Below are 25,767 nucleotides of genomic sequence, written 5' to 3' on the forward strand. Positions count from 1 at the left end.
AGAACCCCATGACGAAAGATTTCGATCTCATCGTGATTGGCGCGGGCATGGCCGGCGTAACGGCGGCCCATGTCTGCGCCTCGGCTGGCTGGTCGGTCGCCATCGTGGACGAGCGGCCCTATGGCGGCACCTGCGCCCTACGAGGCTGCGATCCAAAGAAGATGCTTCGGCGAGGCGCCGAGATCGTCGAAGCAGCGCGCCTGATGAGGGGAAAGGGGATCAGGGACGACGGCCTGAGCATAGACTGGGCCGATCTCGTCGCGTTCAAGCAATCCTTCGTCGAGGACATGCCCGGTCGCATCGAGAGCGGACTGAAAGACAAGGGGATCGCGACCTGGCACGGCTCCGCGCGTTTTACCGGAGGGTCCACGCTTGCGGTGAACGAAGACCATCTCGAAGCGGGGCGCATCCTGATCGCCACCGGTGCCTGTCCTCGCCCGCTCGGCATACCTGGTGAGGAATACCTCACGACGAGCACGCAATTCATGGACCTGACGGCGCTCCCGTCCCGCATTCTCTTTGTCGGCGGAGGGTATGTATCCTCTGAGTTCGCCCATATCGCAGCGCGGACCGGTGCGAAGGTTCACATGATCGACCGGGGCGAGCGCCCTCTTGAGGCGTTCGACCCCGACCTGGTCGCCAGGCTCGTCGAGCGTGGCCGAGAGGCCGGCATCGAGTTCGAGGGCACAACCGAACTCAAGGCCGTGAAAAAGGACGGTGGGGAATACCAAGTGCTCGTCGAGCAGGCCGGCAAGTCGCGTCACATCGAAACCGGTCTCGTCGTTCACGGCGCGGGCCGTATCGCCAATCTGGAGAGGCTGGACCTCGATGTGGCGGGCATCGATTGGAGCGAGAAGGGCGTGCACGTTGATGCACGTCTGCGTAGCCGGTCGAATCGGAGCGTCTATGCCGCAGGCGATGCGGCCGACACCGAAGGCGCGCCGCTTACTCCGGTCGGCGTACTGGAAGGTAAGCGGGCCGCGAAGAACATGCTCGACGAGCCGGGCGAGGCGCCGGACTATCGCGGCGTGCCGAGCGTGGTTTTCACCCTGCCCGAACTCGCTTCCGTCGGCATGAGCGAGGAGGAGGCGAAAAAAGCGACCTCAAACCTGCGGGTCGCCTTCAACGACACCGGCGGCTGGTTTTCCAACCGGCGGATCGGCGAATCCTGCGGCGCGGCGAAAGTCCTCATCGACGAGGACGGGGACCGTATTGTGGGGGCTCATCTTCTCGGCGACAGCTATAGCGAACTGATCAATATCTTCGCGCTTGCGATTCGTCACCGGCTTGGCGCGCGCGATCTAAAGGACATGATCGCCGCCTATCCCACGCTGGGCTCTGACCTCGGCTCGCTTCTCTAACCTCAAGACAGCCGCAGAAGCTGCGCGATTTACACAGCGATGAGAACGCTTGCTCGTTGAGAAACTCGCCCCGACAAGCTGGTCATCCTCACCCCTGTACGGAACCACGGCGTAGCGTTCTCGATTGGCGGGTTGGAAGCCAATTGAAGCGGGAGATGCATCATGATTACGAATTCGATGGGCGAAGACGGCATTCTCAGGGTCACTGTGACCGGCACGGTCTCGCAATCCGACATCGAGCAATTTGCCGAGCAATTCGAAAAAGCGGCCTCCGACCAGGAAAAGGTTCGGATGCTGATCGAGTTGAAAGATTTCGAAGGTTGGGACTTCAAGGGCCTCTGGGCCGACCTGAGGTTCGACGTCAGCCATCAGGACCAGATGGAACGCATCGCAATCCTTGGCGACAAGCGCTGGGAGGACTGGGGCACCGCGTTGAGCGATCCGTTTTTCAAGGCCGAGCTGAAGTTTTTCGAAACCGATGAGCGCGCGGCCGCAGAAGCCTGGCTTCAGGCCTGACAGCCGACCGTCGCGCCCCCTTCCTATCCCGTCGTAACCAGGCTGAACAGAACGAACCCGCCGATAAATGCCAGGATGGAGCCGGTCCGGTCTTCGGCGCTTTCATGAGCCTCGCCCATCATGTCTTCGATCGCGGCGATCGTGAGAAGTCCCGCCACCGCAACTAGTGCCGAGGTCTGCACCCATTCGGCCATATCCCGCAGTAAGAGGAAAGAGACCAGCGCCGCGATTGTTGCAGGCAGGACGAGGGCGGCGGAAAGGGCGAACCGGGTCTTGCGTGACACGTTCCTGGCTTGGAGGTTCGCGAAGGCAGCATAGCCTTCAGGGAAGTCTGCGAGCAGCTGGCCGAGAGCAAGCAGCAATCCGAGACCCGGCGAAACCGCGCTGCCGGTTCCGATTATGAGCCCGTCGGCGAAAAGGTCGACACCAACGGCGATATAGACCATCCATGTGCTCGAACCGGCGTCCGAGCGCGTCCGGCTCTGGACGAAGGTGACCGCCTTCATGAGCATGATATAGCCAAGCCCGCCCAGCCCGAACGCCAGGCCTACCTGCCAGTTCTCCATCGCTGCCAGCCCGCGCGGCATGAGCTCGATCGTCACGATCGCCAACACCAGCCCAACCGCAGCATGGAGCGCGTGGCTGACCATGCGCGATGACGCGACGTGAAATTCGATACTTATCGCCCCTATGAAGTTGCCGAGGACCGGCAGCAGGGCGAAGAACAGGACATTGGCCAGTTCCGGCATGGGTCGGATCCTCCGGACATCGCTGACGAAGAAATGGCCCTTCCGCGGCGAATGAACGCCGCGGAAGGCCTCAGACTAAACCGGGGCGGGCAGGTCCTCTACACCGGCATCCGATGGCGGGGCCGGCGCGAACCACTTGTACACCGCCGGCATGACCAGAAGCGTCAGGATCGTCGATGTCACCAACCCTCCGATAACGACTGCGGCGAGCGGGCGTTGCACTTCGGACCCGACACCGCTCGCGAAGAGCAGCGGCATCAGGCCGAGCCCGGTCGTGGTGGCCGTCATCAGGACCGGTTTGGCCCGCCGCGCGGCGGCCTCAATGGAGAGCCGGTCGATATCGCGCCGCTCACGGGCAAAGCCATCGAGGAACGAGACGAGCACCATTCCGTTTCCAAGCGCGATACCAAAGAGCGCGATGAAGCCGACCGAAGCCGGCACGGACAGGTTCTGTCCGGTCAGCCAGAGCGCGGCGATGCCGCCGACAAGCGCCAGCGGGATGTTGGCCAGGATCAGCAGGGCGCTCTTCAAACGGCCGAAGCTGAACAGCAGTAACAGGAAGACGATGGCGAGCGTGACCGGGATGACCACGGCAAAGCGCGCATTGGCTTCCTGCTGGAGCTCAAACTGGCCGCCCCACTCCACGAAATAGCCTGGCGGCAGGTCCACGGCCTCGGCGACTGCGGCACGGCCCTCTTCGACGAAGGAGCCGATGTCGCGATTGCGCACATTCGCCTGAACCGTGAGAAAGCGCTGACTGTTCTCGCGGGTGACCTGGCGCGGCCCCTCGATGCGTTCAACGCTGGCAAGCTGCCCAAGCGGGATCAGCTCACCGTTCGGCCCGGTCACGATGATACGGCTTATCCGTTCGGCGCTCGCGCGCGCGGCCTCCTGGTAGCGCACTATGATATCGAAACGCCGCACACCCTCGAAGACCTGTCCGGCCTGTTCGCCTCCGATCGTCGTTCTCACGACCGCAAGCACGTCTTCCACGTTCAGGCCGAAACGGCTGATCGCCTCGCGGTTCACCGTAATGCGCAGCTGGGGTGCGCCGCTGACCTGGTCGGCCTGGACGTCGGCCGCCCCTTCAAGCTCGCGAACCACGGCCGCGATTTCGTTGCCACGCTCTTCGAGCACACCCATGTCCGGCCCGAACAGCTTGATGGCCAGGGCCGCCTTGGTGCCGGTGAGAAGCTCATCGGTCGCCGCAGCGATCGGCTGGGTAAAATTGAACTGGGCGCCGGGAAAGTCCTCGAACGCCTCGCTCATCTCCGCCAGCAGCGCTTCCTGGCTACGCGCCCCCGTCCACTGCGAACGCGGGGCGAGCGCGACGAAAGCCTCACCGCTATTAACCGGGTCGGCGTGTGCGCCCACCTCGCCCCGGCCCACCCTGGTGACGACCCGTTCGACCTCGTCGGGAAATTGCGCGAGCAACTCGCGCTCGAACCGCGTGACCGTCTCGCGCGCCTCGGGAAGCGAGATCGAGGGCGCCATTGTCAGCCGCACAAGCAGATCGCCTTCATTCATCCGCGGCGTAAATTCCGAGCCGAGGCGCGGAAAGATCGCCCCGCCCGAAACCAGCATGACTGCAGCCAGCAGGAGTGCGGCCCAGCGCTTCTGGACGAAAAAGCCGATCACCGGCGCAAGTGTTCGTTCGAAGAGGCCCTCTCCGGGCTGGTGTTCCTCCTTCCGGGTGTGCTTGAGACCAAAGAAGGATGCGACCGGCGCCAGAAGGACCGCAAAGACGAGCGACCCCGCCATGGCGAAGACCACCGAGAAGGCAAGCGGCCGGAACGTCTTTCCCTCCACGCCCTGAAGGGTGAGGATCGGCACGAACACGACGACCACGATCAGGATGGCGAAGATGAGCGGCTGCAAGACCTCCGCACAGGCGGCGGCAACGACGCTGCGCTTGTTCGCGTCTGCCGCAGCCTCCTGCAGGCGCCGGTTGGCGTTCTCCACGATCACCACGGCGCCGTCGACCATCATGCCGATGGCGATCGCGATGCCGCCTAGCGACATCAGATTGGCCGAGACGCCAAAGATGCGCATGGCCAGGAGTGCGAATGCCACCGAGAAGGGGATGGACGCCGCGACGATCAGGCTGGGGCGCCATCCCCGCATGAACGCGATCAGGACGATCACCACCAGAAGAGCGCCCTGCCAGAGTGCCGTCGTCATGGTCGAGACCGCCTTGCCGACCAGTTCGGACTGATCGTAATACGGCGTCGCCACGACGCCTTCGGGAAGCGCCGCGTTGATACGGTCGAGCCGATCCTTGACGCTCGCGATCACCTCGTTGGTATTGGCCCCGATGAGTTTCAACACCAGGCCGGCAACGGTCTCGCCTTCGCCATTCATGGTGGCCAGACCCTGGCGCGGGGCTCCGCCCACCTCGACCCGCGCGAGATCGCCGACCCGAACCGGCACGCCGTCGGCGACCTTGACGACAATGTCCTCCAGATCGTGCTCGCCTTCGGCAAGACCGACGGCACGCACGGTGTATTGCTCGCTGTTTTCGACCAGGAATTGGGCGCCCGCATTGGCGTTGTTAGCCGATACCGCCTCCACCACATCCTCGATCGTTAGGTCGAAGCGCAGCAAGGCCTGCGGCCTGACATGTATCTGGTATTGCTGTTCGAAGCCGCCGAGCGAAAGCACCTCGGTAACCCCGCGTACGGTCTGAAGGTCGAGCTTCACGATCCAGTCCTGGATGGTGCGCAGCTCGATGCCGTCATGTTCTCCGTTCGTGCTGTCCAGGAAGTAGAACAGGATTTGTCCCAGACCGGTGGTGATCGGGCCCATCTTGGGCTCGCCAAACCCTTCCGGGATTTCTTCGCGCGCCTGCTGGAGGCGTTCTCCGACGAGCTGGCGGGCCCAGTAAATGTCCGTGCCGTCCTCGAAATAGACCGTCACGACCGAGAGCCCGAAATTGGAGGTGGACCGGACCTCCTCGATCCGCGGCAACCCGTTCATGGAGGTTTCGACCGGGAAGGTGACGTAACGTTCCACCTCTTCGGGTGCGAGGCCCTCGGTTTCGGTGAAAACCTGGACCAGGGTCGGGGTCACGTCCGGGAACGCATCAACAGGCATGGTCCGGAACGTTACGATACCTCCCGCGATGATCCCTATGAAGGCAAGGAGGGCGAGCATGCGTCCGCCCGCGATACGGTACAGCAATCTTGCGAGTGCAGGCTGCGAGCCCGCGTGATGTTCAGTGCGCGTGGCCATCGCCGAACTCTCCTTTTTGCAATTCCGCTTTCAGCGCAAAGGCGCCCTCGGTGACGACGGTCGCGCCTGGCGTCAGCCCGCTGGTGATCTCGGCGAACTGGGACGAGCGGGAACCGACTTCGACGCGTTGAACGTGAAAGGCATCGTCTTCGGCGCGGAAGACGACTGTTTCGCCTTCGATGGTCTGTAGTGCGCTGACTGGAACGCGAAGCGCCGGCAGGGCGTCTGCCGGGGTGGAAAACACCGTGACGAACATGCCTGGGCGCAGACGCTCACCGGCATCCTCCACGACTATCCGGGCTCGCCCCGTTCGGGTTCGTTCGCCGAGCTGAGGGCTCACGAACTCGATCGTTTCCTCTATCGCAGGGATGCCTTCCCCGACTTCGATCAGTACCGAGTCCCCGGCATTTACCCGGGCAAGGTCCTCGCCATATATCGCCGCGTTGATCCAGACAGTGCTGGTGTCGGCGATGATGAAGGCGGGCTGCTCGCCTTGGGACTCCAGCGTTTCGCCGAGCACCGCGTGACGCTCGATCACCGTCCCGGTGATCGGGGCAACCAGGTCGTACCGGGTCAGAGAGGCTTCCGGCGAGGCTGCGATATCCCTGCGCTCCTGCGCATCGACACCGAGCGCCTCCAGTTGCTGACTGGCCCGCCGTAGCGTGATGCGGGCTTCTTCCAGCGCCTGACGGGCGTCGAGAAAGTCCTGCTCGGCGGAAATTTGCCGCTCCCAGAGCCGCTGTTCGCGGTTGAAGGAGGCTTCGGCTAGAGCCAGGCGCTCACGGGCCGAAAGATACTCGGCCTTGGCGTCAGCCAATGGGCGGCTTTCCAGGACGGCCAGGACCTCACCGGCTTCGACCTCGTCGCCTTCGGCGGCATTCACCTGGCGGACTATGCCTGAAACCCGCGGCGCGACGTGAGCCAGTTGGGTCTGGTCGAAAACGACTTCACCCGGCAGTTCGACCGTCGCGGCGACAGGCCCCGACGAGACCGGGGCCATCTGGATTCCAAGCTCGGCCTGCTGGGCTTCGGTCAGACGGACCGAACGGGACTCCGTTTCGTGCCCGTCGGCCGCGTGTTCGTCATCGCCATCTTCGCCTGGCGCATGTTCGTCTCTGGCATGATCATCCGGCGCATGCGTTTCGCCTTCGCCGGCGTGTTGCCCGGATTCCTCGCCATGATCGTCCGTGACCGGTGCCGGGCTGCTGTCCTGTCCACAGGCGGAGAGCGCCAGCATGCAGGTTGTGAGAAGCAAGAAGGAGTTCGGTTTCATTGGATGTCCTCCATCGGCGCGCCCTCGAGCAGCGCCACAAGCCGGCGTCCGCCGGTTACGAGATCAAGGTCGATGGCAGATGCCGCGAAGCGGGAGCGCGCATCGATCAGCGCGATCCGCGAATCGAAATATTCACGCTGTACGTCGAGCAGGTTGAGAAGATCGAGTTCGCCTTCCCGATAGGCTTCCCGCGACGCCTCATAGGCCTCTCTTGATGCCGGGAGAATCTGTGTTCGAAGGCTCTCGTAATGCTCTCCGGCACGCCGCCAGCGACCGTAATTCAGGGCAAACTCGCGCATGAGCTCGCGCCGCAACGCATCCGCCTCCAGAAGCGAGACAGTCTCTCGCGCCGCCGCCGCCGCGATATTTCCCTGATTGCGATCGAACACGGGAATGGGGATTTCGATCGAGGCGAGGTAGGCGGTTTCGTCACTGGCCCCGAACCGTCGCATCCCGGCGCCGACCGTCACATCGGGGATGGCCCCGGCTCGCTCGGCACGAAGGACGGCTGCCCGGCGGGCGATCTCGGCCTGCTGCACCGCGAGACGGGCATTGGCCTCGATCGCGCCTTGAGGTGTCTCCTCGGAGAAATTGAAGCCGAACAGAGGTTGCGGATGGCCCAGGGATGCCTCCAGTCCGGGTGCGCCGAGGATTGCGGCCAGCTCTCCCGTTGCAGCATTCGCTTCGAGCCTGGCGCGCGTCGCTGCCGATCTCGCTGTCTCCAGCAGCACGCGAGCCCGGTTGTTTTCGATCGGCGAGGCACGTCCGGCTTCGACACGTGCGGAGATGGCGTCGGCCGCCTCCCGGGCGAGGTCGAGAAGTTCCTGGCGAACCTCGGCCCGGTCTTGAGCCGCATCGGCCTCGACGAAGGCCGTCGCCGTGCGGGCCAGCAGATCGAGCCGGCGTTGGCGAAGCGTCTGTTGCGCCACGCGGGTCGCTGCGAGCCCGGCGTTTCGGGCCCGGCTGCGGTCTCCGCCAAACGGGATCGTCTGACGCAGAAACACGGTCGTTTCGCCATCACCGAGACCACCGCGATCGCCGCCGATCTCGTCGGCTTCCAGTTCGATCGAGGGATTGCTCCACAGGCCCGCCTGCCGCGCTTCGCCCTCACGGGCCTCGATTTCGGCGGCCTGGGCGTCGAGTTCGGGATGTGCCGAGACCGCGCGGCTAAGCGCGTCTGACACTGAAAGGCGGACCGGTTCATCGCCACGCGCATGCGCACCGCCGGTCTGGACCGCGCCTGCGACAAGCAGCGCCACGATCCAGCGGCCCGGCGATACACGCCGAGCGTCATTTGGTTTGGACATTTACAAGAATTCTCCAGTCGGAAGGGTCAGGACGAAATGCGTCTGATCACCCGATTGGAGGTTGGTGCGGAGGCGAAGCGCGCCGTCCGGTCAGAGACTGGTGTTCCAGTCTGAAGGCGAGCGGCGCGGAAACCTGAGACAGGCCAGGGCCTATACCCGGCAATGCCGTCATGTGGTGGCAAACCCCGCACGGATGCGTGGCGTGGATATCGGAGCGCTCATCGGCTCCTGACGGACCGGACGCTTCGGCCTCGGCCGCAGGATGGCTAGAGTGATGATCGTCATGCGCGACCGACGCGTTCGCAGACGCGCCGGCGAGCGCCAGCAGAGTCAACACGATCAGCAATGCGCGAAGAACGGCCATGCGGTGTACATAGTCCATCGTGAAAGTGTTTGCCAGCCGCATCCTAGCCCTTCTCGATCATGGCGGCCAGTTAGTTAGCCCGTTTTCCAAGACGCTCAGAATGAAAGCGCCCGGATAATCTTCCAGATCACGTCAGCGCTCCTTGCCGCCCTCTGAGCTACTCTCCCCCTCCGTTGGACAGTTTCTGGCGCTTTTTAAGCTACTTTCTGCTCCTACTGGCCTGGTTGACGGGTTTGGGTCTGCTGCCAGTAGATCAGCGCCACCCGCAAAAAAAACTGCATCAGACAATGGCGTCGCTCTCTTGCTTAAGGTGCCGAGATAGTTTTTTGCTTTGAGACATTGGAGCTTGCGAGCGATGAAACGATCATTACCGTTCACGCTTATATCTGAAGTGTGCAACAGGACAGCACGGCTGCATCTATTGCTATGCCAGGCCGAGCCACGCCTATTGGGGCTATTCGGCGGGGCTGGATTTCGAGAGCAAGCTCTTCTTCAAGCCCGACGCGGCCGCGCTGCTCGAGAAGACATTCAGAAAACGCGGCTATGTCCCTGAAACGATCGCCATCGGCGCGAATACCGACCCTTACCAGCCGATCGAGAAGCGCCTGCGGATCACCCGCTCCATCCTGGAAACATGCCTGAAATTCAAGCATCCGGTCGGGCTGATTACCAAGTCGGCAAGCGTGACGCGCGACATCGACATTCTCTCGCAGATGGCCGAGCTGGGGCTCGTTCGCGTCTCCCTCTCGGTCACCACGCTGGACCGCAAGCTCGCGCGGGCGATGGAGCCACGCGCGTCCACGCCGCAACGCCGGATGGAGGCGATCGCGCAGCTGTCCTCGGCGGGCATTCCGGTCACGATGATGACCGCGCCCGTGATACCCGGCCTGACCGACCGGGAAATCGAGACGTTGCTGAAATCGGGCGCCGAGGCCGGAGCGCGCAGCGCGAGCTACGTCGTGTTGCGCCTGCCGCTGGAGATCGCCGACCTGTTCCGCGAATGGCTGGAAAGCGAGCGTCCGGACGCCGCAGGCAAGATCATGTCGCTCGTGCGCCAGACGCGCGGCGGCAAGGATTACGACGCCACCTTCCACAAGCGCGGTCGCGGCGAAGGCCCGATTGCCGAGCTGATCGCGCAGCGTTTCGAGAAGGCCAGACGCCGGTACGGGCTGGACGGGGAGCGCCAGCCCCTGCGCACGGACCTGTTCGAGGTGCCGCTGGAGACCGGCGCGCAGATGAGCCTGTTCTAGACCCCGTCCGGGCCGTTACTGATTGAGCACGCGGGCGTGCTGCTTGCCCGGCACGCTGACTTTTTCGCGCACCTGGCCGTTGCTGGCCTGGATGGAGAGTTCGCCGCCGCCCTGGTTGCGCAGGGTGGTCTTCGCCGCCTCGACGGCATCGGCCTGGGTTTCATGGACGCTGGAGGCGCGGGACGCGTTCGCGGCTTTGTTGTCCCAGCTGCCATCCTCGCGCGGCGAGACAAAGCGAGCTGTTGCTTGAGCCATCTGACGAATACTCCGTTTGCTTCTTGAAGAACCGGCAAGCCGGTGTCCTAGGCAACGGGTGCGAGGCGATCGGGTTTCGAGGCCGGCCAAAACTTTGTCAGATGCATCCTGATGCGTACGCATAGCCGCGCACGCTGGAATTTTGCCCGGACCGCTGACAGGGTAATCGCATGCAGACTGCCTCCTGTCCGAAACGCTTTGCCAAGACCAACAAGCTGCACGCCGGCGTGGACGAGGCCGGACGCGGCCCGCTCGCCGGCCCCGTGGTCGCGGCCGCGGTCATCCTGCCCAGACGTTGCGGGTTTCTGGACGATCTCAACGATTCCAAGGCGCTGACCGAGGCACGCCGGGTCGAGCTGGCCGTGGAGATCCGCAAGCGCGCGCTCGTCGCGGTGGGAATTGCGGAGCCGGAAGAGATCGACCGGCTGAATATCCTGCACGCCACGATGGCGGCGATGAGCCGGGCGGTGCTGTCCCTGCCCTGCGTGGTCGAGCGCTGCTATGTCGATGGCAACCGCACCCCGCGCCTGCCCTGCCCGACGACCGCGCTGGTCGGAGGCGACAGCTACGACCCGGCAATCATGGCCGCATCGATCATCGCCAAGACGGTGCGCGACGCCATCATGATCCGCGCCGGACGGCGCTATCCCGGCTACGCCTTCGCGCGCAACAAGGGTTATGGCGCGCCCGCCCACCAACACGGGCTGCGAACTCTGGGACCCACGCCCATCCACAGATATAGTTTTGCACCTGTCAGGCAGGCGCTGGAAGGCGCCCATCGCGATCTTTTCGAGCCGGTCGCCGAATAAGGCGGGCCACCTAAGCGATTCAACTGATTCGAAAAATTGGCCAGACCCCGGCGCGGCGCGCTATCGTGCAACCCGTCCGGTTGCCGCAACGCGCGGCCAGATACGGTGAATCGCTCTTAACCATCTGGAAAGCCGCATCGATTCATCGATGGAGAATCAGTTGGTTCGCGAAGGATGATTGCGGTGTCAAACGCTCTGCCCAAAGACGAGATCTTGCACGGAAACTGCGTGGAGATCATGGCGTCCCTGCCAGAGGGGAGCGTGGATCTGATCTTCGCCGACCCGCCTTACAATCTCCAGCTGGGCGGCGATCTGCACCGGCCGGACAATTCCAAGGTCAATGCGGTCGACGACGAATGGGACCAGATCGGCGATTTCGACGCCTATGACCTGTTCTCCTGCGGCTGGCTGGAAGAGGCGCGCCGGGTCCTGAAGGATGACGGCGCGATCTGGACCATCGGCAGCTATCACAACATCTTCCGCGTCGGCACCTTCCTGCAGGACATGGGCTTCTGGATCCTCAATGATGTGATCTGGCGCAAGTCCAACCCGATGCCGAATTTTCGCGGGACCCGCTTTACCAATGCGCACGAGACGCTGATCTGGGCGTCCAAGCACAAGCACTCCAAGCCGACCTTCAACTACCAGGCCATGAAGGCGCTCAATGACGGGGTGCAGATGCGCTCCGACTGGACGCTGCCGATTTGCGGCGGCGGAGAACGGCTGAAGGCGGCCGACGGCAAGAAGGCCCATCCGACCCAGAAGCCGGAATCGCTGCTCCACCGCGTGATCCTGGCGAGCACCGATCCGGGCCAGACCATTCTCGACCCGTTCTTCGGCACCGGCACGACCGGCGCGGTCGCCAAGAAGCTCGGGCGGCATTTCATCGGGATCGAGGCCGATGAAGGTTATATCGACGTGGCCCGCCGGCGCCTGGCCGCCATCGAACCGGGCCGCGGCGATGCGATCGCGGTGACACAGTCCAAGCGCTCGCTGCCGCGCATTCCGTTCGGCGCGCTGGTCGAAGCCGGACTCATCAAGCCGGGCGACACGCTGTATTGCAGCCAGGGCCGCCGCACCGCGCGGGTCCGCGCTGACGGGTCGGTCTCCAGCGGTACCGAAAGCGGGTCCATCCACCAGGTCGGCGCCCGCGTCCAGGCCGCGCCCTCGTGCAATGGCTGGACCTTCTGGCACGTGCGCCGCCATGGCAATCTGATGCCGATCGACGTCCTGCGCTCCAAGATCCGCGCCGAGATGGAAGTCTGAAGCGCAAAGGACACCCGCAAGTGGCCCTCTGGATCAACGACACGCCCCGCGATGACTGGCCCGACAGCCTTGAGGCGCGCTTCGGCCTCGACGCGGTGAAGGCTCCGCGCCGGCTGCTGGAAGCCTGCCCGGTGGACGCAGAGACTCCGCTGATCCAGCTGAACGGGCTGGCCAGCCGGCTGGGCGTGCGCCGGATCTGGTGGAAGGATGAAAGCGCGCGGATGAGGCTGACCTCCTTCAAGGCGCTGGGCGGGGTCTTTGCGGTCGCCCGCCTGCTGGAGCGACGCGTCGCGGCGGCACTCAAATCCGATCCCGAACCGCAGGCGCTCATTGGCGGCGCCGCGTCCTCGATTGCCGAGGACATGACAGTCACGACCGCCACCGACGGCAATCACGGCCTGTCGGTCGCGGCCGGGGCGGCCATCTTCAAGATGAAATGCGTGATCTTCGTCCATTCGCGCGTGGAGCCGCACCGTATCAAGCGCCTGGAGGCCAAGGGCGCCGAGGTGCGCGTGGTCCCGGGCGTGTTCGACGATGCGGTCGCGGAGGCGCAGCGCGTCGCGGAGCGGGAGGGCTGGCACCTGATCGCGGACACGTCGGAAAGCCTGGATGACCTGGCAAGCGGCGATGTGGTCCAAGGCTATAGCGTCTTGGCCGATGAGCTGGACCGTCAACTTGGCGAGGTTGGGGCCGAACCCAGCCATGTTTTCTGCCAGGCCGGCGTCGGCGGCATGGCCGCGGCCGTGATTGCCGGGCTCAAGGCGCGCCGCGAAGACGACGCTCCGCTCGGCATCTGCGTCGAGCCGGAGGCCGCCCCGGCTCTGTTTGCGAGCCTGCAGGCCGGACGCCCCCAGCGCGCCGAGGATGTGGGCGGCAGCGTGATGGACATGCTCGACTGTCATGCGCCCTCGCGCCTGGCCTTCGAGGCTCTGGCGCGTTGCGCACACGCCTTCATGACCGTCAGTGACGCGGACGCGGCCAAGGCCGTCAAACTCCTGGCCGAAGGCCATGACGAGGATCCGGTGATCGAGACCAGCGCCACGGCTGCGGCAGGGCTGGCGGGCCTCGTGGCGCTGCTTCGCGATGAAGAGTTGCGCAAGAAAGCCGGGCTCGGTGCCGGGAGCGAAATCGTGCTGATCGGCACCGAGGGCGCCGCAGGCTAGGACCCCAGCCGGGCCGCCTTCATCATCACGGAGGGCAGGCCGGCCTCGTCGAGCCTTTCGACCGCCACCCACTCACCCGGCGCCGCGTCGGCGGCTCCGGTCAGGTGCGCGGTCCTCACTTCCAGCTCGAGCTGGAAATGGGTGAAGACGTGGCGCACCTCGCCCGCGCTTAGCCAGGCCGCATCGGACGGCGCCGCCGCCCGGATCGCCTCGGCATCCGGGGGATCTTCCGTCCAGGTCGTCCCGGGCAATTCCATCATCCCGCCGAGCAGGCCGCTATCGGGCCGCCGGCGCAGCAGTATTTCCTCGCCGCCCGGTCCGGTCCGGGTCAGGTGGAAGCAGACCCCCTTGCGTACCGGCTTGGGCTTTTTCTTCTCCTTGCGGGGAAGCTCCCCCTGGCGCCCCTCCGCGAAGGCCGTGCAGGCAGGCCTCCAGGGGCAAAGCGCGCAGGCCGGCGAACGCGGCGTGCAGACCGTCGCGCCCAGATCCATGATGGCCTGGGCATAGTCGCCCGGGCGCGGGCCGGCCCCGGCAAGGGCGGCCGCCTGTGTCTTGATCTCCGGCTTGGCGCGCGGCAGCGGTGTCTCGATCGCGAAGACCCGGGCGATGACGCGCTCGACATTGCCGTCCACGACGCTGGCCGGAGCATCGAACGCGGCGGCGCGGATCGCGTTCGCCGTGTAGTCGCCTATGCCGGGCAGAGCCCTCAGCGCATCCAGTTCGCTCGGGAACACGCCGTCCAGCGTGTGGCTGACCGCAATCGCGCACGCATGCATGTTGCGGGCCCGGGCGTAATAGCCAAGCCCGGCCCAGGCCGCCATGACCGCCTCGCGGTCGGCGCCGGCGAGATCGTGAACGGTCGGCCATCGCTCGAGAAACTTGAACCAGTAGGGCGTCGCATGCGGCACCGTCGTCTGCTGCAGCATGATTTCCGACAGCCAGATCGCGTAAGGATCGGCGCGCACGCCCCGGGCGCGGTCTTCGGGACGGATCCGCCAGGGCAGGCTGCGGCCCTCGCGATCATACCAGTCCAGCAAAGCGTCATGCATCCCGGCGGGGCGGTCGCGATGAAGCCTGTCCGTCATCATTCGTTGCGTCCCACCGTGCCGCTCCGCCATCTTGCCAGTGCGCCCGCGCACCCGCACACTGGAAAGCATGAAGTCACGACGTCCATCAATCACGGCGCGCACCGGCGCGAGGCACCGCGTGAGCGTCAGCCGCGAGGCCGACGCCGCGCGCGAGGCCCTGGACTGGGCGCAGGAACACCGTGGCAAGCCGGTGCGCGGCTTCACACCCAGCGCAGGACGGGCGGCCGCACGGATCGCAAAGCCGCTGGCCAAGCAGTTTGGAACAGCGGCCAACGAATTGAGCGGTCACTGGAAGGAAATCGTTGGCGAGAAGCTCGCCCAGTGGAGCCAGCCGGAGAAATTCCAGGGCGGCGCGGCCGGGTCGACCCTGGTGATTACTGCGCGCGGCCCGGCGGCAGCCCTGATCGAGGCGCAATCGGCGCGGATTCTCGACCGGGTCGCGCAATATACCGGGCGCCGGCCGGCCCGCCTGCGCATCCTTCAAGGCTCTCTGGCGCCGGCTCCGGGCCGGCGCGCGCCGCGCATCACCCGCGTGGTCAAGGTGGTGGAGGGTCCCGCCCTGCCCCAGGACCCCAAGGCGCGGCTCTCGGCGCTGCTAAACCGCTGGGAAAGCGAGATCACCGCCCGGGAAGGCGACTGGCCCGGGCCCGGCCCGACCCGCACGTGAGCGGCTCGCGTGACCAAAGAGGTGGCGCCGACCGCTCGGGCTTGATTAAAGTCCGGTCCGATATTCACGGTTCGAACGATCCAAGACGCCAACGGAGTTGACGCGATGACCCTGACCCGCCGCCTCTTTGCCGGAGCCTTTCTCGGCGCCGGCCTTCTTGTTTCAGCGTGTGGCGGAGGCGCGAACGGCTCCGACGAGGCCGGGCGCAGCAGCTATGAGACCGAAAGCGACCATGCCATCGGCAATGCCGACGCGCCGGTCGTGTTTGTCGAATACGCCTCGGTCGCCTGTCCCCATTGCGCGACCTGGCACGAAAGCGTCTACCCGGCCATCGAGGAGCATGTCGAAAGCGGCGATGTCCGCTTCGTCTTCCGCGAAATGATTACCGGCCAGCCGCAACTGGCCGTGGCCGGCTTCATGCTGGCGCGGTGTGCTCCCGAAGAACGCTATTTCGACGTGCTCGACATCCTGTTCGAGCAACAGCGCGCGCTGTTCACCGCGATGCAGAACGGCACGGCGCAAAGCCAGCTCGTCACGATTGCCCGCTCTGTCGGGCTTTCCGAGGAGGAATTCCTGGGCTGCATGCAGGACGAATCCCTGCTGGCCGAGGTTCAGGCCGCCAACCAGACCGCCGTCGATAACGGCATCACCGCAACACCGAGCTTTGTGATCAACGGCGATCGCGTCGAGATGATGCGCGCACCCGAGGGCGATGGCAGCGTGTTCGCCGTCGACGGCGATCCGATCGAGGACGCGGACGGGACCATCCCGGCCGAATTTACAGGCGACGCCTTCGACCGAATCATTGCCTACTTCAAGGCTCGCGCCGAAAGCTAGGCGCGAAATGCGTGGATGTGGCACCGCAAGACATGACCGGGTCAACCCGGCGGCGGTGCGCTTGGAGGTCTGATTGAAGTTCACCCAGCTGCGTCTGGTCGGCTTCAAGTCATTCGTCGACCCGGCGGAGTTGCATATCGACCCGGGTCTGACCGGCGTGATCGGTCCGAATGGCTGCGGCAAGTCGAATCTTCTCGAAGCCCTGCGCTGGGTGATGGGCGCGACGTCCGCCAAATCCCTGCGTGGCGGCGGCATGGAAGACGTGATCTTTTCCGGCACGGACAGCCGTCCTGCCCGTGACAAGGCCGAGGTCACCCTCCATGTCGACAATACCGACAAGACCGCGCCGGCCCGCTTCAATGACGCCGACACGCTGGAAGTCGTGCGCCGCATCACGCGCGGCAAGGGCTCCGACTACCGGATCAATGGCGAGGAGGTGCGCGCGAAAGACGTGCAGCTCCTCTTTGCCGATCTGGGCACCGGGGCCAACTCACCAGCCCTGGTCCGTCAGGGCCAGATCAACGAACTCATTGCCGCCAAGCCGGAAAACCGCCGCCGCGTGCTCGAGGAAGCCGCCGGGGTCGCTGGCTTGCGCGCGCGCAGACGCGAAGCCCAGCTGCGCCTGAACGCCGCCGAGGCCAATCTCGACCGGCTGCAGGACGTCGTGGACGACCTGGAAAGCCGGTTCCAGTCCCTCCAGCGTCAGGCTCGCCACGCCTCGCGCTACCGCAAGCTCTCCGCCGAGATCCGCGAGTTCGAGGCCCTGGTCTGGCTGCGCCGCTACCGCGATACCGGCGAGGCCGTGGACCAAGCCGAGCAGGAATTGAAACAGGTCGAGGCCGTCGCCGAAGAGGCGATTCGCCTGGCCGCTTCGGCCACCTCCAATGCCGAGCGGGTTCAGGCCGGGCTTCAGCCCCTGCGCGAGGCCGAGGCCGAAGCCAGCGCCGCGGAACGCCGCCTCGACCGCGAACGCGACCAGCTGGAGCGCGAGCTCGATACGCTGGAGGCGACGATGGCCCGCCTGACCGCCCGGCTGAGCGAACTGGCCGGGTCGAAGACCCGCGAAGGCGAGCTGGAGAGCGAAGCGAGAGCCGCGCTGGAAAGACTCGACGCCGCGCTGGCCGAGGTGAAGGACGCCGCCAGTGGTGATCGCGAGGCGGTCGACGCCGCCGAGGCCCGGCTTCAGGAGGCAGAGGCCGAACGCGCCGACGCCGAAGCCGCTCTGGACCGCGAATCCAACCGGGTCGCCCAAGCACGTGCCGCCCGCGACGGCGCACAGCGCGATGTCGAGCAGGCCGAACGCCGCCTGGAGCGGATCGAAAAGGACCTGGAGAGCGCGCGCGAGCGCGTCGAGAATTTTACCGGCAGTGGCGGTCCCGCTCTGGAGGAGCTGGAAGGCCGGGTGAAGTCTGCCTCGTCCGCCCTGGACAAGGCCCGCACCGGGTTTGAAGCCCGCGAAGCCGCGCTGGACGCCGCACGCACGAGGGCCGACGAGACGCGGGAAGTGGCGCGCGCGGCCGAGGGCGACGTCAAGGCGCTGCAGCGCGAGGCGCAGAGCCTGGAACGCATGCTGGATACCGGCGAATCCGAAGACCGGGCACTCGACGCGGTCCGCGCCGATTCCGGTTTCGAGACGGCGTTGGCCGCTGCTCTGGGCGACGATCTTGAAGCTGGTCTGGAGGATGGTGCCGCGCGCCGCTGGAGCGGGGCCGGCGTGCGCGCCGGCGCGCTGCCCAAGGGCGCAACTCCGCTCAACGCCGTAGTGGACGGCCCCGATGCCCTGGCCTTGCGCCTGGCCGCAATCGGCGTGGTCGAGGACGACGATCTCGACCGCCTGGCCGCCGAACTGAAGCCCGGCCAGCGCCTGGTGACGCGGAGCGGCGCCCTGCGGCGCTGGGACGGTTTTGCGGCGAGCGCCGGAGCGCCCTCCCCGGCCGCGGCGCGGCTGGAGAATCTGAACCGCCTGCGCGAGATCGAACATGAGCTGGGCGCTGCGACCAAAGCCGCCAAACTGGCGCAGGAGCAGGCAGAGGAAAGCCGTGGACGGCTGCAGGAAGCGGAAGCCGCGCTCGGTTCGGCCCGGAGCAGCGTCCAGAACAGCGAACGGGCCGTGCGCGATGCTGACCGGGCGCTGTCGGAGGGTCGCGAAGCGGCCGTGCGCGACGAAGCGCGGCGCGCGAGCCTCGTGGAGAACGCGCAGGCGCTGGCCGAACAGGCCGAGCAGGCCCGCGCCGAGCTGACCGAGGCGCGCGATCATCTGAGCACCGTCCAAACCGGCGATGCCGGCGAGGAAGCCCTGGACCAGGCCCGGGCGCGGACCGAAACCGCGCGCTCCCAGGCGGCCGAGGCGCGGGCGGCGCTCGATACCGTGAAGCGCGACAGTCAGGGCCGGCGCCATCGCATCGCCTCGATCGAACGCGAACATGCCGACTGGACACGGCGGGCCCAATCGGCCGCCAAGCGCCTGACGGAAATCGATACCGAACGCAGCGAAGCCGAACGCCAGCTGGAAGAGGCCCGCGCCCTGCCGGCCGGCATCGAGGAAAAGCGCAAGGCTCTGTTGGGCAAGCTCGCCGAGGCCGAGTCGTCCGCCCGCCTGGCGCGAGACAAGGTGGCCGAGGCCGAAACCGCCCAGCGTGAAGCCGACTCAACCTTGCGCGCAGCCGAACGCGAAGCGGGCAGTGCGCGCGAAGCCCGCGCGGCGGCGGGGGCACGCCTGACCGCGGCGCTCGAACGGCGCACCGAGACGGCCGAACGGTTGGAGGACGCCACCGGCGAGACACCTCAGGCGCTGGCCCAGCGCGTCTCCCAGAGCGAATACGGCGAGCTGAGCACCGACGAGGTCGAGCGCCGTCTCGATGAAGCCCGGCTCGGACGCGAACGTCTCGGCGCCGTCAATCTGCGCGCCGACGAGGAATCCGAGGCCCTGCAGACCCAGCGCAACGAGCTCACGAAGGAACGCGATGACCTCATGGAGGCCGTGGCGCGCCTGAGAAAGGGCGTCGATACGCTGTCACGTGAAGGCCGGGCGCGCCTGCTGGAGGCATTCGAGATCGTGGACGGTCATTTCCGCGAGCTCTTCTCCACCCTGTTCGGGGGCGGTCGCGCGGAGCTCCGCCTGACCGAGAGCGACGATCCGCTGGAGGCCGGCCTGGAAATCATGGCCTGCCCGCCGGGCAAGAAACTTGAAAACATGGCCCTGATGAGCGGCGGCGAGCAGGCCCTGACCGCCGCGGCGCTGATCTTTGCCGTCTTCCTGGTCAACCCCGCCCCGGTCTGCGTGCTCGACGAAGTCGACGCGCCGCTTGACGATGCCAATGTCGACCGCTTCTGCAAGATGCTCGACGCGATGCGCAAGCAGACCGATACGCGCTTCCTGGTGATCACGCACAACCCCGTCACCATGGCCCGCATGGACCGGCTTTTCGGCGTGACGATGGGCGAGCGCGGCGTTTCTCAGCTCGTCTCGGTGAACCTCACACGCGCCGAAGAGATGCTGGCCGCCGAGTAGACTAAAAAAGACATTTCAAATCAAAGATTTGGCTCCACACAGGCCTTGCTTGACTTGGCCAAACCTCGCTTATACGGTGCGCGCGCTTGTCGGGGACCCCCTCGGCAGGCCGCAGATTGCAATGTCCTGTCGAGACAAACCGCTGTCCAACGCTCCAAAAGATCCTGACGACTTCGAGCAACGCCTTCAGGCCAAACTCGATGCGCGCCGGAGCGAGGAAGAGGCCCGCAACCGCGCGAGCGGCTGGGCTGTTGGGCTTCGGTATGGATCGGACTTCATGGCGGGGGTCCTGGTGGGGATCGGTCTGGGCTTTGCCTTCGACTGGTTTGTCGGTACCGCGCCGCTGGGCATTATGGTCGGGACGTTACTGGGTTTCGCGGCCGGCACGCTGAATGTGGTGCGGGCGGCGCAAGAGGTGAACGCCGCAGGGGACAAGGACGCGGAATCGCGTCAGGACCCGCGGGATTAGCAGAAGGGCGGCTCTTAAGGGCCGTGACAAGGGGCCGGGCGTGGCTGACGCAACCAACCCGATTGCACAGTTTGAGATTCATCCGGTTTTCCCGCTGAAAATCGGCAGCCTCGATCTGTCTTTCACCAACTCGAGCTACTTCATGGTCGTGGCCGTCGCGCTGACCGTGGCAGGCCTGATGATGGCCATGTCGCGCCGCGCGCTGGTGCCGGGCCGCGGCCAGTCCGTGGCCGAGATGCTCTACGAATTCGTCGCGGGCATGATACGCGACACGGCGGGCACCGAAGGGCTGCGCTTCTTCCCCTTCGTGTTCACACTCTTCATCTTCATCCTGATGGCCAACCTTCTGGGGATGTTCCACTATTTCCCCGCTCCGGGCCTGCACGGCTTCACGGTGACGAGCCACATCATCGTCACCTTCGCCCTGTCTCTGCTGGTCATGGCCATCGTTGTGGGATACGGTATCTATAAGAACGGCTTCAAATTCCTGAAACTGTTCGCGCCGTCCGGCATCCCGCTTCCGCTTTACATCATCGTGACTCCGGTGGAGATCATCTCCTTCCTGTCACGTCCGATCTCGCTGTCGGTGCGTCTCTTCGCCAACATGCTGGCCGGCCACATCCTGTTGAAGGTCTTTGCAGGCTTCATCGTGATGCTGGGCGCCGCGGGCGCAGGCTACGCCGTCATCGGGGTCCTGCCCTTCTTCATGCTTTTGGCGCTCACGGCGCTGGAGTTCCTCGTTGCCTTCCTGCAGGCCTATGTCTTTGCGATCCTGACCTGTATCTATCTCAACGATGCGCTCCATCCGGGGCACTAACACCAGACCATCCTTTCAACCGCAAATCCAAGTTCAAGGAGCAAACCATGGAAGCGGATGCAGCTCGTTTTATCGGTGCCGGCCTGGCGTGCTTTGGCATGCTCGGCGCCGCCATCGGTGTGGCCAACATCTTCTCGTCCTTCCTGACGGGTGCCCTGCGCAATCCGGCAGCAGCCCAGTCCCAGTTCGGTAACCTGATCTTCGGCTTCGCCGTGACGGAAGCCCTGGGCATCTTCTCGCTGCTGATCGCGCTTCTGCTGATCTTCAACGTCGTCGGTTAATCGCACCTCTCGTGTGATAGCCTTGTTCCTGGCCGGGATCCGTCCTTGGGCGGACGCCCGGCCCGGAATTATCTGACGACTTTTTCGAATGGAGCTCGCCAGTATGGCGCCGCAGACCCATTCCGAGACGGCTGAATACGCTGCCGACGCCGCCCATTCGGGCGCCGAGGGAGCCTTCCCGCCGTTCGATCCGACCTATTTCGCGTCCCAGATCTTCTGGCTGGCGATCACGTTCGGCGTTCTCTACTTCCTGCTGTCACGCTGGGTCCTGCCCCGCATTGGCGGTGCGATCGAGGAACGCCGCGACCGGATCGCCGACGATCTGGATGCCGCCTCGCAGATGAAGTCGCAGGCCGACGACGCTGTGAAGCAGTACGAACGCTCCCTGGCCGATGCCCGGGCGCGCGCTCAGTCTGTCGGTGCCGAGGCCAAGGCCGACGCCGATGCGTCCATTTCCGAAGAAATGAGCCGCGTCGATGCCGAGCTGCAGGCCGAGCAGGACGAAGCCGAGGCCCGCATTGGCGAACTTCGTCAGAAGGCGCTGGGCGAGCTGGACACGATTGCCGCGACAACCGCGGTGGCGGTGGCTCAGCATCTGGCCGGTCTGGACGTCACCGACGACGAGGCCCGCAAAGTCCTCGCCGGAGCGAAGGAGTAAGCTATGATGTCGCTTCTGGCCGATACAACTTTCTGGTCCTTCCTGGGCCTGATCGCTTTCTTTGCCCTGCTCTTCTTCATGGGCGTGCACAAGACGGTCGGCAACGCGCTGGACAGCCGGGCCGAGACGATCCGCAAGGAACTCGACGAAGCCCGCCGCCTGCGCGAGGAAGCGCAGGAGCGTCTGGCCTCCTACGAGCGGCGCCAGCAGGAAGCGGCTGACGAGGCCGAGGAGATCATCCGGCAGGCCCGCCAGGAAGCCGAATATCTTCGCAATAACGCGAAGAAGGAAATTGCCCAGCGGATCGAGCGCCGCCGCGCGCTCGCCGAACGCCGGATCGAGCAGGCCGAGGCCAGCGCGATCAAGGAAATCCGCCAGCGGGCCGCCGATCTGGCCGTCGATGCCGCCGGCCAGCTGATGCAGTCCAAGCTCAGCAAGGCCCAGCGCAACGCGATCGTCAAAGACGACCTCGCGGCACTGAAAGACCGGCTGAACTAGATCTGATGATCCCGCCGAAGACAAAAGCCCGGAGCCAATCGCTCCGGGCTTTTTTCATGGGTCGCGCGCCAAGGCACGGGGCGGAGCTCACCCAGGCCTGCCAAATGGCCGCACCCGGCGGCATCTTGGCTGGCGAACCTTGTAAATGAACTGGAGATAGAAAGAGAACAGGCTCAGGACCAGCGTCATGCGCTAGCCCGATTTGGCCTCATCGTCGTGATCGCCGCCGAACACATGTTTGACGCGGGACCAGAGCTTGGGGTGACGTTTGAGAAAGCCGGTAATCAGACGATGCGCGCGCCGGGACGTCGCCGCGAGCAGGATCATCGAAACCAGAAAAAGCGGAATGCCCAGAGGAATCGGGCTGATCGTCAACGGAATCGAGATCACCAGAAGGAACAGGCCCACGACCGCGCCAATCCCGCGCACAAGCACGAGAAGCACGCCAGCGAGTGGATTGGACCACCTGTCCTTGAAGGGTTCGTTCATCGCCACGCACTTCAGTCCTTCGGTATTACGCGCGCTCTTGCCGCGAACCCACCTCCGCGAAGATGGGGATCAAGGATGAAAGAAGAAAGACCCGGGCGTGTCGAATTCGAGGCCAATCACACAGGCCGTGAGAATCGTATCGCATTGATGCAAAAAGAGCTCAGTTGTTCCGGCTCATCGCGGCGCTAAGCTGCGCGGTCCTCGGTTCGGGAGACAGTCTTGATCGTATCGCGCCTCTACTCAGTCCAGGCCCTGCGGGCGGTGGCGGCGCTCGCTGTGCTGGCCGGACATCTGGCCCAGAACGAGATCCGCTTCCTCGACGCCCCGCTCCTTCCCGCCTGGTTGCAGGCCGGGGCCAGCGGCGTCGACCTCTTCTTCGTTATCTCCGGCTTCGTCATGGTCTATGTGACCCGCGGCATGGGCCGCGCGGCACCCGCACAAAGCGCGCGCTTCCTCTACCAGCGTGCGGCGCGTATCTATCCGGCCTACTGGCTGTTCACCGGGCTCGTGCTGATCGGGTATCTCGTCATGCCGGGCAGCCTGACGCGCGGGCTCGACGAGCTGAACCTGCTCGCCTCGCTGACCTTGTGGCCGGTCAGCAGCCCGCCCGTGCTCCTCGTCGCCTGGACGCTCATTCACGAGCTGTATTTCTACCTGGTCTTCGCCGGGCTGCTTCTCCTGCCGGGCCGGCTGTTTGTTCCGGCGCTCGTCGTCTGGATCGCCGCCATCCTGGCGGCACACTGGAGCGGCCTGGCCTATTCGGGCGCGGTCGCCGGTCTGGCCTTCCATCCGCTCACGCTCGAGTTCATCGCAGGGTGCGCAATCGGCTTGCTGGTCTGCTCGGGACGGCGCCGGTTCGGCGCGGCGGCGCTTGTGGCCGGGCTTGCCTTATGGGCCGGCTCCTTCGCCTGGCTCGCTCCGGCCGGTCCTGCCGATATCCCCATGGGATGGCTGCGTGTGGGGATCTGGGGCGTGCCTGCGGCGCTGACGACCTATGGCGTCGTCACGCTCGAGATCGATCACCGGATGAGGACGCCCGGCCCCCTCGTAGCGCTCGGCGACTGGTCCTACGCGCTCTACCTCGCCCACCTGCCCGTGGTCGCGCTGCTGGTGCGCCTGGTCGACCGTTTCGTGCCGGACACAGGCCCGCTGCCCAATCTGATCTTCATTGCGACCGCCAGCCTCGCCTCCATCGCTGTGGCCGGGCTCACCTACCGCTTGTTCGAGCGGCCCGTTCTGGCCCTGACACGAAAATGGGGCGACCGGGTCTTCCCGGCCGCCCCATTCCTGCGCGAACCGCCGATTGCGGCCCGGATCTGGTAGCGCCTATTCGGCCGCCTGCGCGGTCTCGTCCTCGCGCCAGGTCAGGACCGGGGACCGCGCCGCGCGCGTCTCGTCAAGACGCTTGGCCGGGGCGTGGACCGGCGCATTCAGGAAACGTCCAGTATCCCCGTCCCGGGCGGCCTCGGTGAGCTTGAGCAGGGTGTCGCAGAAACGATCCAGCCCAGCCTTGCTCTCGGTCTCGGTCGGTTCGATGAGCAGCGCCCCGTGCACGACCAGCGGGAAGTACATCGTCATCGGGTGATAGCCCTCGTCGATCATCGCCTTGGCGAAATCGAGCGTGGAAACGCCGGTATCCTTCAGGAAGGTATCGTCGAACAGCGCCTCGTGCATGCACGTGCCCTCGAACGCGGCCGTCATCTCACCGCGCAGGCGCGCCAGGATGTAGTTGGCGTTCAAGACCGCGTCCTCTGCTACCTGGCGAAGCCCGTCCGAGCCGTGGCTCATCATGTAGGACAGCGCGCGGGTGAACATGCCCATCTGGCCATGGAAGGCGACCAGACGCCCGAACGGCTCGCCGCCGGACAGGTCCCTCGCCTCCTGTTCGTGCTCGACCATGGCCCAGGTCTCGCCGTCCTGGATCACGTAGGGCACCGGCACGAAGGGCGCGAGCGCTTCGGAGAAGACGGTGGGGCCAGAGCCCGGCCCGCCGCCGCCATGGGGCGTGGAGAAGGTCTTGTGCAGGTTGATGTGCATCGCGTCGATGCCGAGATCGCCCGGACGCACGCGCCCGACAATCGCGTTGAAGTTCGCACCGTCGCAGTAGAAATAGCCGCCGGCCTCGTGGATGAGGTCCGCGATTTCCTTGATGTCGCGCTCGAACAGGCCGCACGTATTCGGGTTGGTCAGCATGATCGCGGCGACGTCGTCGCCCAGCTTCGACTTGAAGACCTCCATGTCGACCCGGCCCGACGCATCGGCGGGGATTTCATCGGTCACGAAGCCGCACTGCACGGCTGTGGCCGGGTTCGTGCCGTGCGCGGATTCCGGCACCAGCACGCGGCGGCGCCCGGTTTCCCCGCGCGCATCCAGCGCGGCGCGGATCGCCATCATGCCGCACAGCTCGCCATGCGCGCCGGCCTTCGGGCTCATCGACACGCACGGCGTGTTCGTCAGCGTCATCAGCCAGTGAGCGAGCTCGCCGATCAGCTCGAACGCACCCTGCACGGTCGATTGCGGCTGCATCGGATGGATGTCGGACAGGCCGGGAAGACGCGCCAGCTTCTCGTTCAGGCGCGGATTATGCTTCATCGTGCACGAACCGAGCGGGTAGAGCCCGAGGTCGATCGCGTAATTCTTGCGCGACAGACGCACATAGTGGCGCATCGTTTCCGGCTCGGAGAGGCCGGGCAGCCCGATCGCCGACTTGCGCTCCAGCCCGTCGAGCCGGGTCTTCAGGCCCTTGGGTTCGGGCAGGTCGACGCCGCAATTGTCGAAATCGCCGCGCTCGAAGATCAGCGGCTCGGCCTGGTCCAGCCCCTTGGAGCCGGAAAACGTCTCGCTATACGCACCCGGATCGGGGGCATGCACGGGGCGGGAGGGGCGTCCTTGCGTGTTCATGGCCATG

At 65.4% G+C, this 25,767-nt stretch carries 24 protein-coding genes; 15 read left to right on the forward strand and 9 right to left on the reverse strand.

Annotation, left to right across the window (positions count from 1 at the left end):
- Positions 1–8: 8 nt before the first annotated feature.
- Positions 9–1,361, forward strand: a complete 1,353-nt coding sequence (locus E5162_RS06075; RefSeq protein WP_135944022.1) for a dihydrolipoyl dehydrogenase family protein — start codon at positions 9–11, stop codon at positions 1,359–1,361.
- A 162-nt stretch (positions 1,362–1,523) separates the two neighbouring features.
- Positions 1,524–1,877, forward strand: a complete 354-nt coding sequence (locus E5162_RS06080; protein WP_206751050.1) for a SpoIIAA family protein — start codon at positions 1,524–1,526, stop codon at positions 1,875–1,877.
- A gap of 23 nt (positions 1,878–1,900) precedes the next feature.
- On the opposite strand, the gene E5162_RS06085 is transcribed toward E5162_RS06080, so the two are convergent.
- The 5 genes from E5162_RS06085 to E5162_RS06105 form a co-directional block, all read right to left on the reverse strand.
- Positions 1,901–2,626, reverse strand: a complete 726-nt coding sequence (locus tag E5162_RS06085; RefSeq protein WP_135944023.1) for a ZIP family metal transporter — start codon at positions 2,624–2,626, stop codon at positions 1,901–1,903.
- Positions 2,627–2,701: 75 nt separating this feature from the next.
- Complete coding sequence (locus E5162_RS06090) at positions 2,702–5,857, reverse strand: efflux RND transporter permease subunit (protein ID WP_135944024.1); 3,156 nt, start codon at positions 5,855–5,857, stop codon at positions 2,702–2,704.
- Entirely contained in the window at positions 5,841–7,130 is a 1,290-nt protein-coding gene (locus E5162_RS06095) for an efflux RND transporter periplasmic adaptor subunit (RefSeq protein ID WP_135944025.1), read from the reverse strand. The genes E5162_RS06090 and E5162_RS06095 overlap by 17 nt, the downstream gene beginning before the upstream one ends.
- Entirely contained in the window at positions 7,127–8,437 is a 1,311-nt protein-coding gene (locus E5162_RS06100; protein ID WP_135944026.1) for a TolC family protein, read from the reverse strand. Before E5162_RS06100 ends, E5162_RS06095 begins: the two co-directional genes overlap by 4 nt.
- A gap of 46 nt (positions 8,438–8,483) precedes the next feature.
- Entirely contained in the window at positions 8,484–8,843 is a 360-nt protein-coding gene (locus E5162_RS06105; RefSeq protein WP_158291218.1) for a hypothetical protein, read from the reverse strand.
- Positions 8,844–9,217: 374 nt separating this feature from the next.
- On the opposite strand from E5162_RS06105, the gene E5162_RS06110 reads away from it, so the two are divergent.
- Positions 9,218–10,051 (forward strand): PA0069 family radical SAM protein, encoded by an 834-nt coding sequence (locus E5162_RS06110; RefSeq protein ID WP_233342172.1) that lies wholly within the window; start codon positions 9,218–9,220, stop codon positions 10,049–10,051.
- A gap of 15 nt (positions 10,052–10,066) precedes the next feature.
- On the opposite strand, the gene E5162_RS06115 is transcribed toward E5162_RS06110, so the two are convergent.
- On the reverse strand, positions 10,067–10,306 hold the full coding sequence (locus tag E5162_RS06115; protein WP_135944029.1) for a DUF2188 domain-containing protein: 240 nt from the start codon (positions 10,304–10,306) through the stop codon (positions 10,067–10,069).
- Positions 10,307–10,476: 170 nt separating this feature from the next.
- Here E5162_RS06115 and E5162_RS06120 point away from each other — a divergent pair, with 170 nt between their 5' ends.
- The 3 genes from E5162_RS06120 (at position 10,477) to E5162_RS06130 (ending at position 13,544) form a co-directional block, all read left to right on the forward strand.
- A complete protein-coding gene (locus E5162_RS06120) occupies positions 10,477–11,115 on the forward strand; it encodes a ribonuclease HII (RefSeq protein ID WP_135944030.1) in 639 nt (212 codons plus the stop codon).
- 174 nt (positions 11,116–11,289) lie between these two features.
- Complete coding sequence (locus E5162_RS06125; RefSeq protein WP_135944031.1) at positions 11,290–12,381, forward strand: site-specific DNA-methyltransferase; 1,092 nt, start codon at positions 11,290–11,292, stop codon at positions 12,379–12,381.
- A 20-nt stretch (positions 12,382–12,401) separates the two neighbouring features.
- Positions 12,402–13,544 carry a diaminopropionate ammonia-lyase gene (locus tag E5162_RS06130; RefSeq protein ID WP_158291219.1) on the forward strand — a complete coding sequence of 381 codons (1,143 nt, stop codon included), beginning with the start codon at positions 12,402–12,404 and terminating at the stop codon, positions 13,542–13,544.
- Here the strand turns inward: E5162_RS06130 and E5162_RS06135 are convergent.
- Complete coding sequence (locus E5162_RS06135) at positions 13,541–14,629, reverse strand: A/G-specific adenine glycosylase (RefSeq protein ID WP_371872220.1); 1,089 nt, start codon at positions 14,627–14,629, stop codon at positions 13,541–13,543. The two genes, E5162_RS06130 and E5162_RS06135, sit on opposite strands and share 4 nt — an antisense overlap.
- A gap of 121 nt (positions 14,630–14,750) precedes the next feature.
- On the opposite strand from E5162_RS06135, the gene E5162_RS06140 reads away from it, so the two are divergent.
- The 8 genes from E5162_RS06140 to E5162_RS06175 all read left to right on the forward strand — a co-directional run bounded on the left by E5162_RS06140 (position 14,751) and on the right by E5162_RS06175 (position 22,370).
- Positions 14,751–15,299 (forward strand): DciA family protein, encoded by a 549-nt coding sequence (locus E5162_RS06140; protein WP_158291220.1) that lies wholly within the window; start codon positions 14,751–14,753, stop codon positions 15,297–15,299.
- A gap of 105 nt (positions 15,300–15,404) precedes the next feature.
- Positions 15,405–16,136 carry a DsbA family protein gene (locus E5162_RS06145; protein ID WP_135944034.1) on the forward strand — a complete coding sequence of 244 codons (732 nt, stop codon included), beginning with the start codon at positions 15,405–15,407 and terminating at the stop codon, positions 16,134–16,136.
- Between the two features lie 73 nt (positions 16,137–16,209).
- Positions 16,210–19,647 (forward strand): AAA family ATPase, encoded by a 3,438-nt coding sequence (locus tag E5162_RS06150; protein ID WP_135944035.1) that lies wholly within the window; start codon positions 16,210–16,212, stop codon positions 19,645–19,647.
- Positions 19,648–19,768: 121 nt separating this feature from the next.
- Positions 19,769–20,116, forward strand: coding sequence for an AtpZ/AtpI family protein (locus tag E5162_RS06155; protein ID WP_135944036.1), 348 nt, complete (start codon positions 19,769–19,771; stop codon positions 20,114–20,116).
- Positions 20,117–20,156: 40 nt separating this feature from the next.
- Positions 20,157–20,933 carry a F0F1 ATP synthase subunit A gene (locus tag E5162_RS06160; protein WP_135944037.1) on the forward strand — a complete coding sequence of 259 codons (777 nt, stop codon included), beginning with the start codon at positions 20,157–20,159 and terminating at the stop codon, positions 20,931–20,933.
- Between the two features lie 47 nt (positions 20,934–20,980).
- Positions 20,981–21,214 (forward strand): F0F1 ATP synthase subunit C, encoded by a 234-nt coding sequence (locus E5162_RS06165; protein ID WP_135944038.1) that lies wholly within the window; start codon positions 20,981–20,983, stop codon positions 21,212–21,214.
- Positions 21,215–21,317: 103 nt separating this feature from the next.
- Positions 21,318–21,872: a F0F1 ATP synthase subunit B gene (locus E5162_RS06170; protein ID WP_135944039.1), complete on the forward strand. Its 555-nt coding sequence runs from the start codon at positions 21,318–21,320 to the stop codon at positions 21,870–21,872.
- A 3-nt stretch (positions 21,873–21,875) separates the two neighbouring features.
- Positions 21,876–22,370: a F0F1 ATP synthase subunit B family protein gene (locus E5162_RS06175; RefSeq protein WP_135944040.1), complete on the forward strand. Its 495-nt coding sequence runs from the start codon at positions 21,876–21,878 to the stop codon at positions 22,368–22,370.
- 192 nt (positions 22,371–22,562) lie between these two features.
- On the opposite strand, the gene E5162_RS06180 is transcribed toward E5162_RS06175, so the two are convergent.
- A complete protein-coding gene (locus E5162_RS06180; RefSeq protein ID WP_135944041.1) occupies positions 22,563–22,865 on the reverse strand; it encodes a hypothetical protein in 303 nt (100 codons plus the stop codon).
- A gap of 213 nt (positions 22,866–23,078) precedes the next feature.
- On the opposite strand from E5162_RS06180, the gene E5162_RS06185 reads away from it, so the two are divergent.
- A complete protein-coding gene (locus tag E5162_RS06185; RefSeq protein ID WP_135944042.1) occupies positions 23,079–24,182 on the forward strand; it encodes an acyltransferase family protein in 1,104 nt (367 codons plus the stop codon).
- Between the two features lie 3 nt (positions 24,183–24,185).
- Here E5162_RS06185 and gcvPB read toward each other — a convergent pair whose 3' ends face one another.
- Complete coding sequence (gene gcvPB, locus E5162_RS06190) at positions 24,186–25,766, reverse strand: aminomethyl-transferring glycine dehydrogenase subunit GcvPB (RefSeq protein WP_135944043.1); 1,581 nt, start codon at positions 25,764–25,766, stop codon at positions 24,186–24,188.
- Position 25,767 lies beyond the last annotated feature (1 nt).

It is taken from the genome of Marinicauda pacifica (genome assembly GCF_004793635.1).
GTDB lineage: Bacteria > Pseudomonadota > Alphaproteobacteria > Caulobacterales > Maricaulaceae > Marinicauda > Marinicauda pacifica.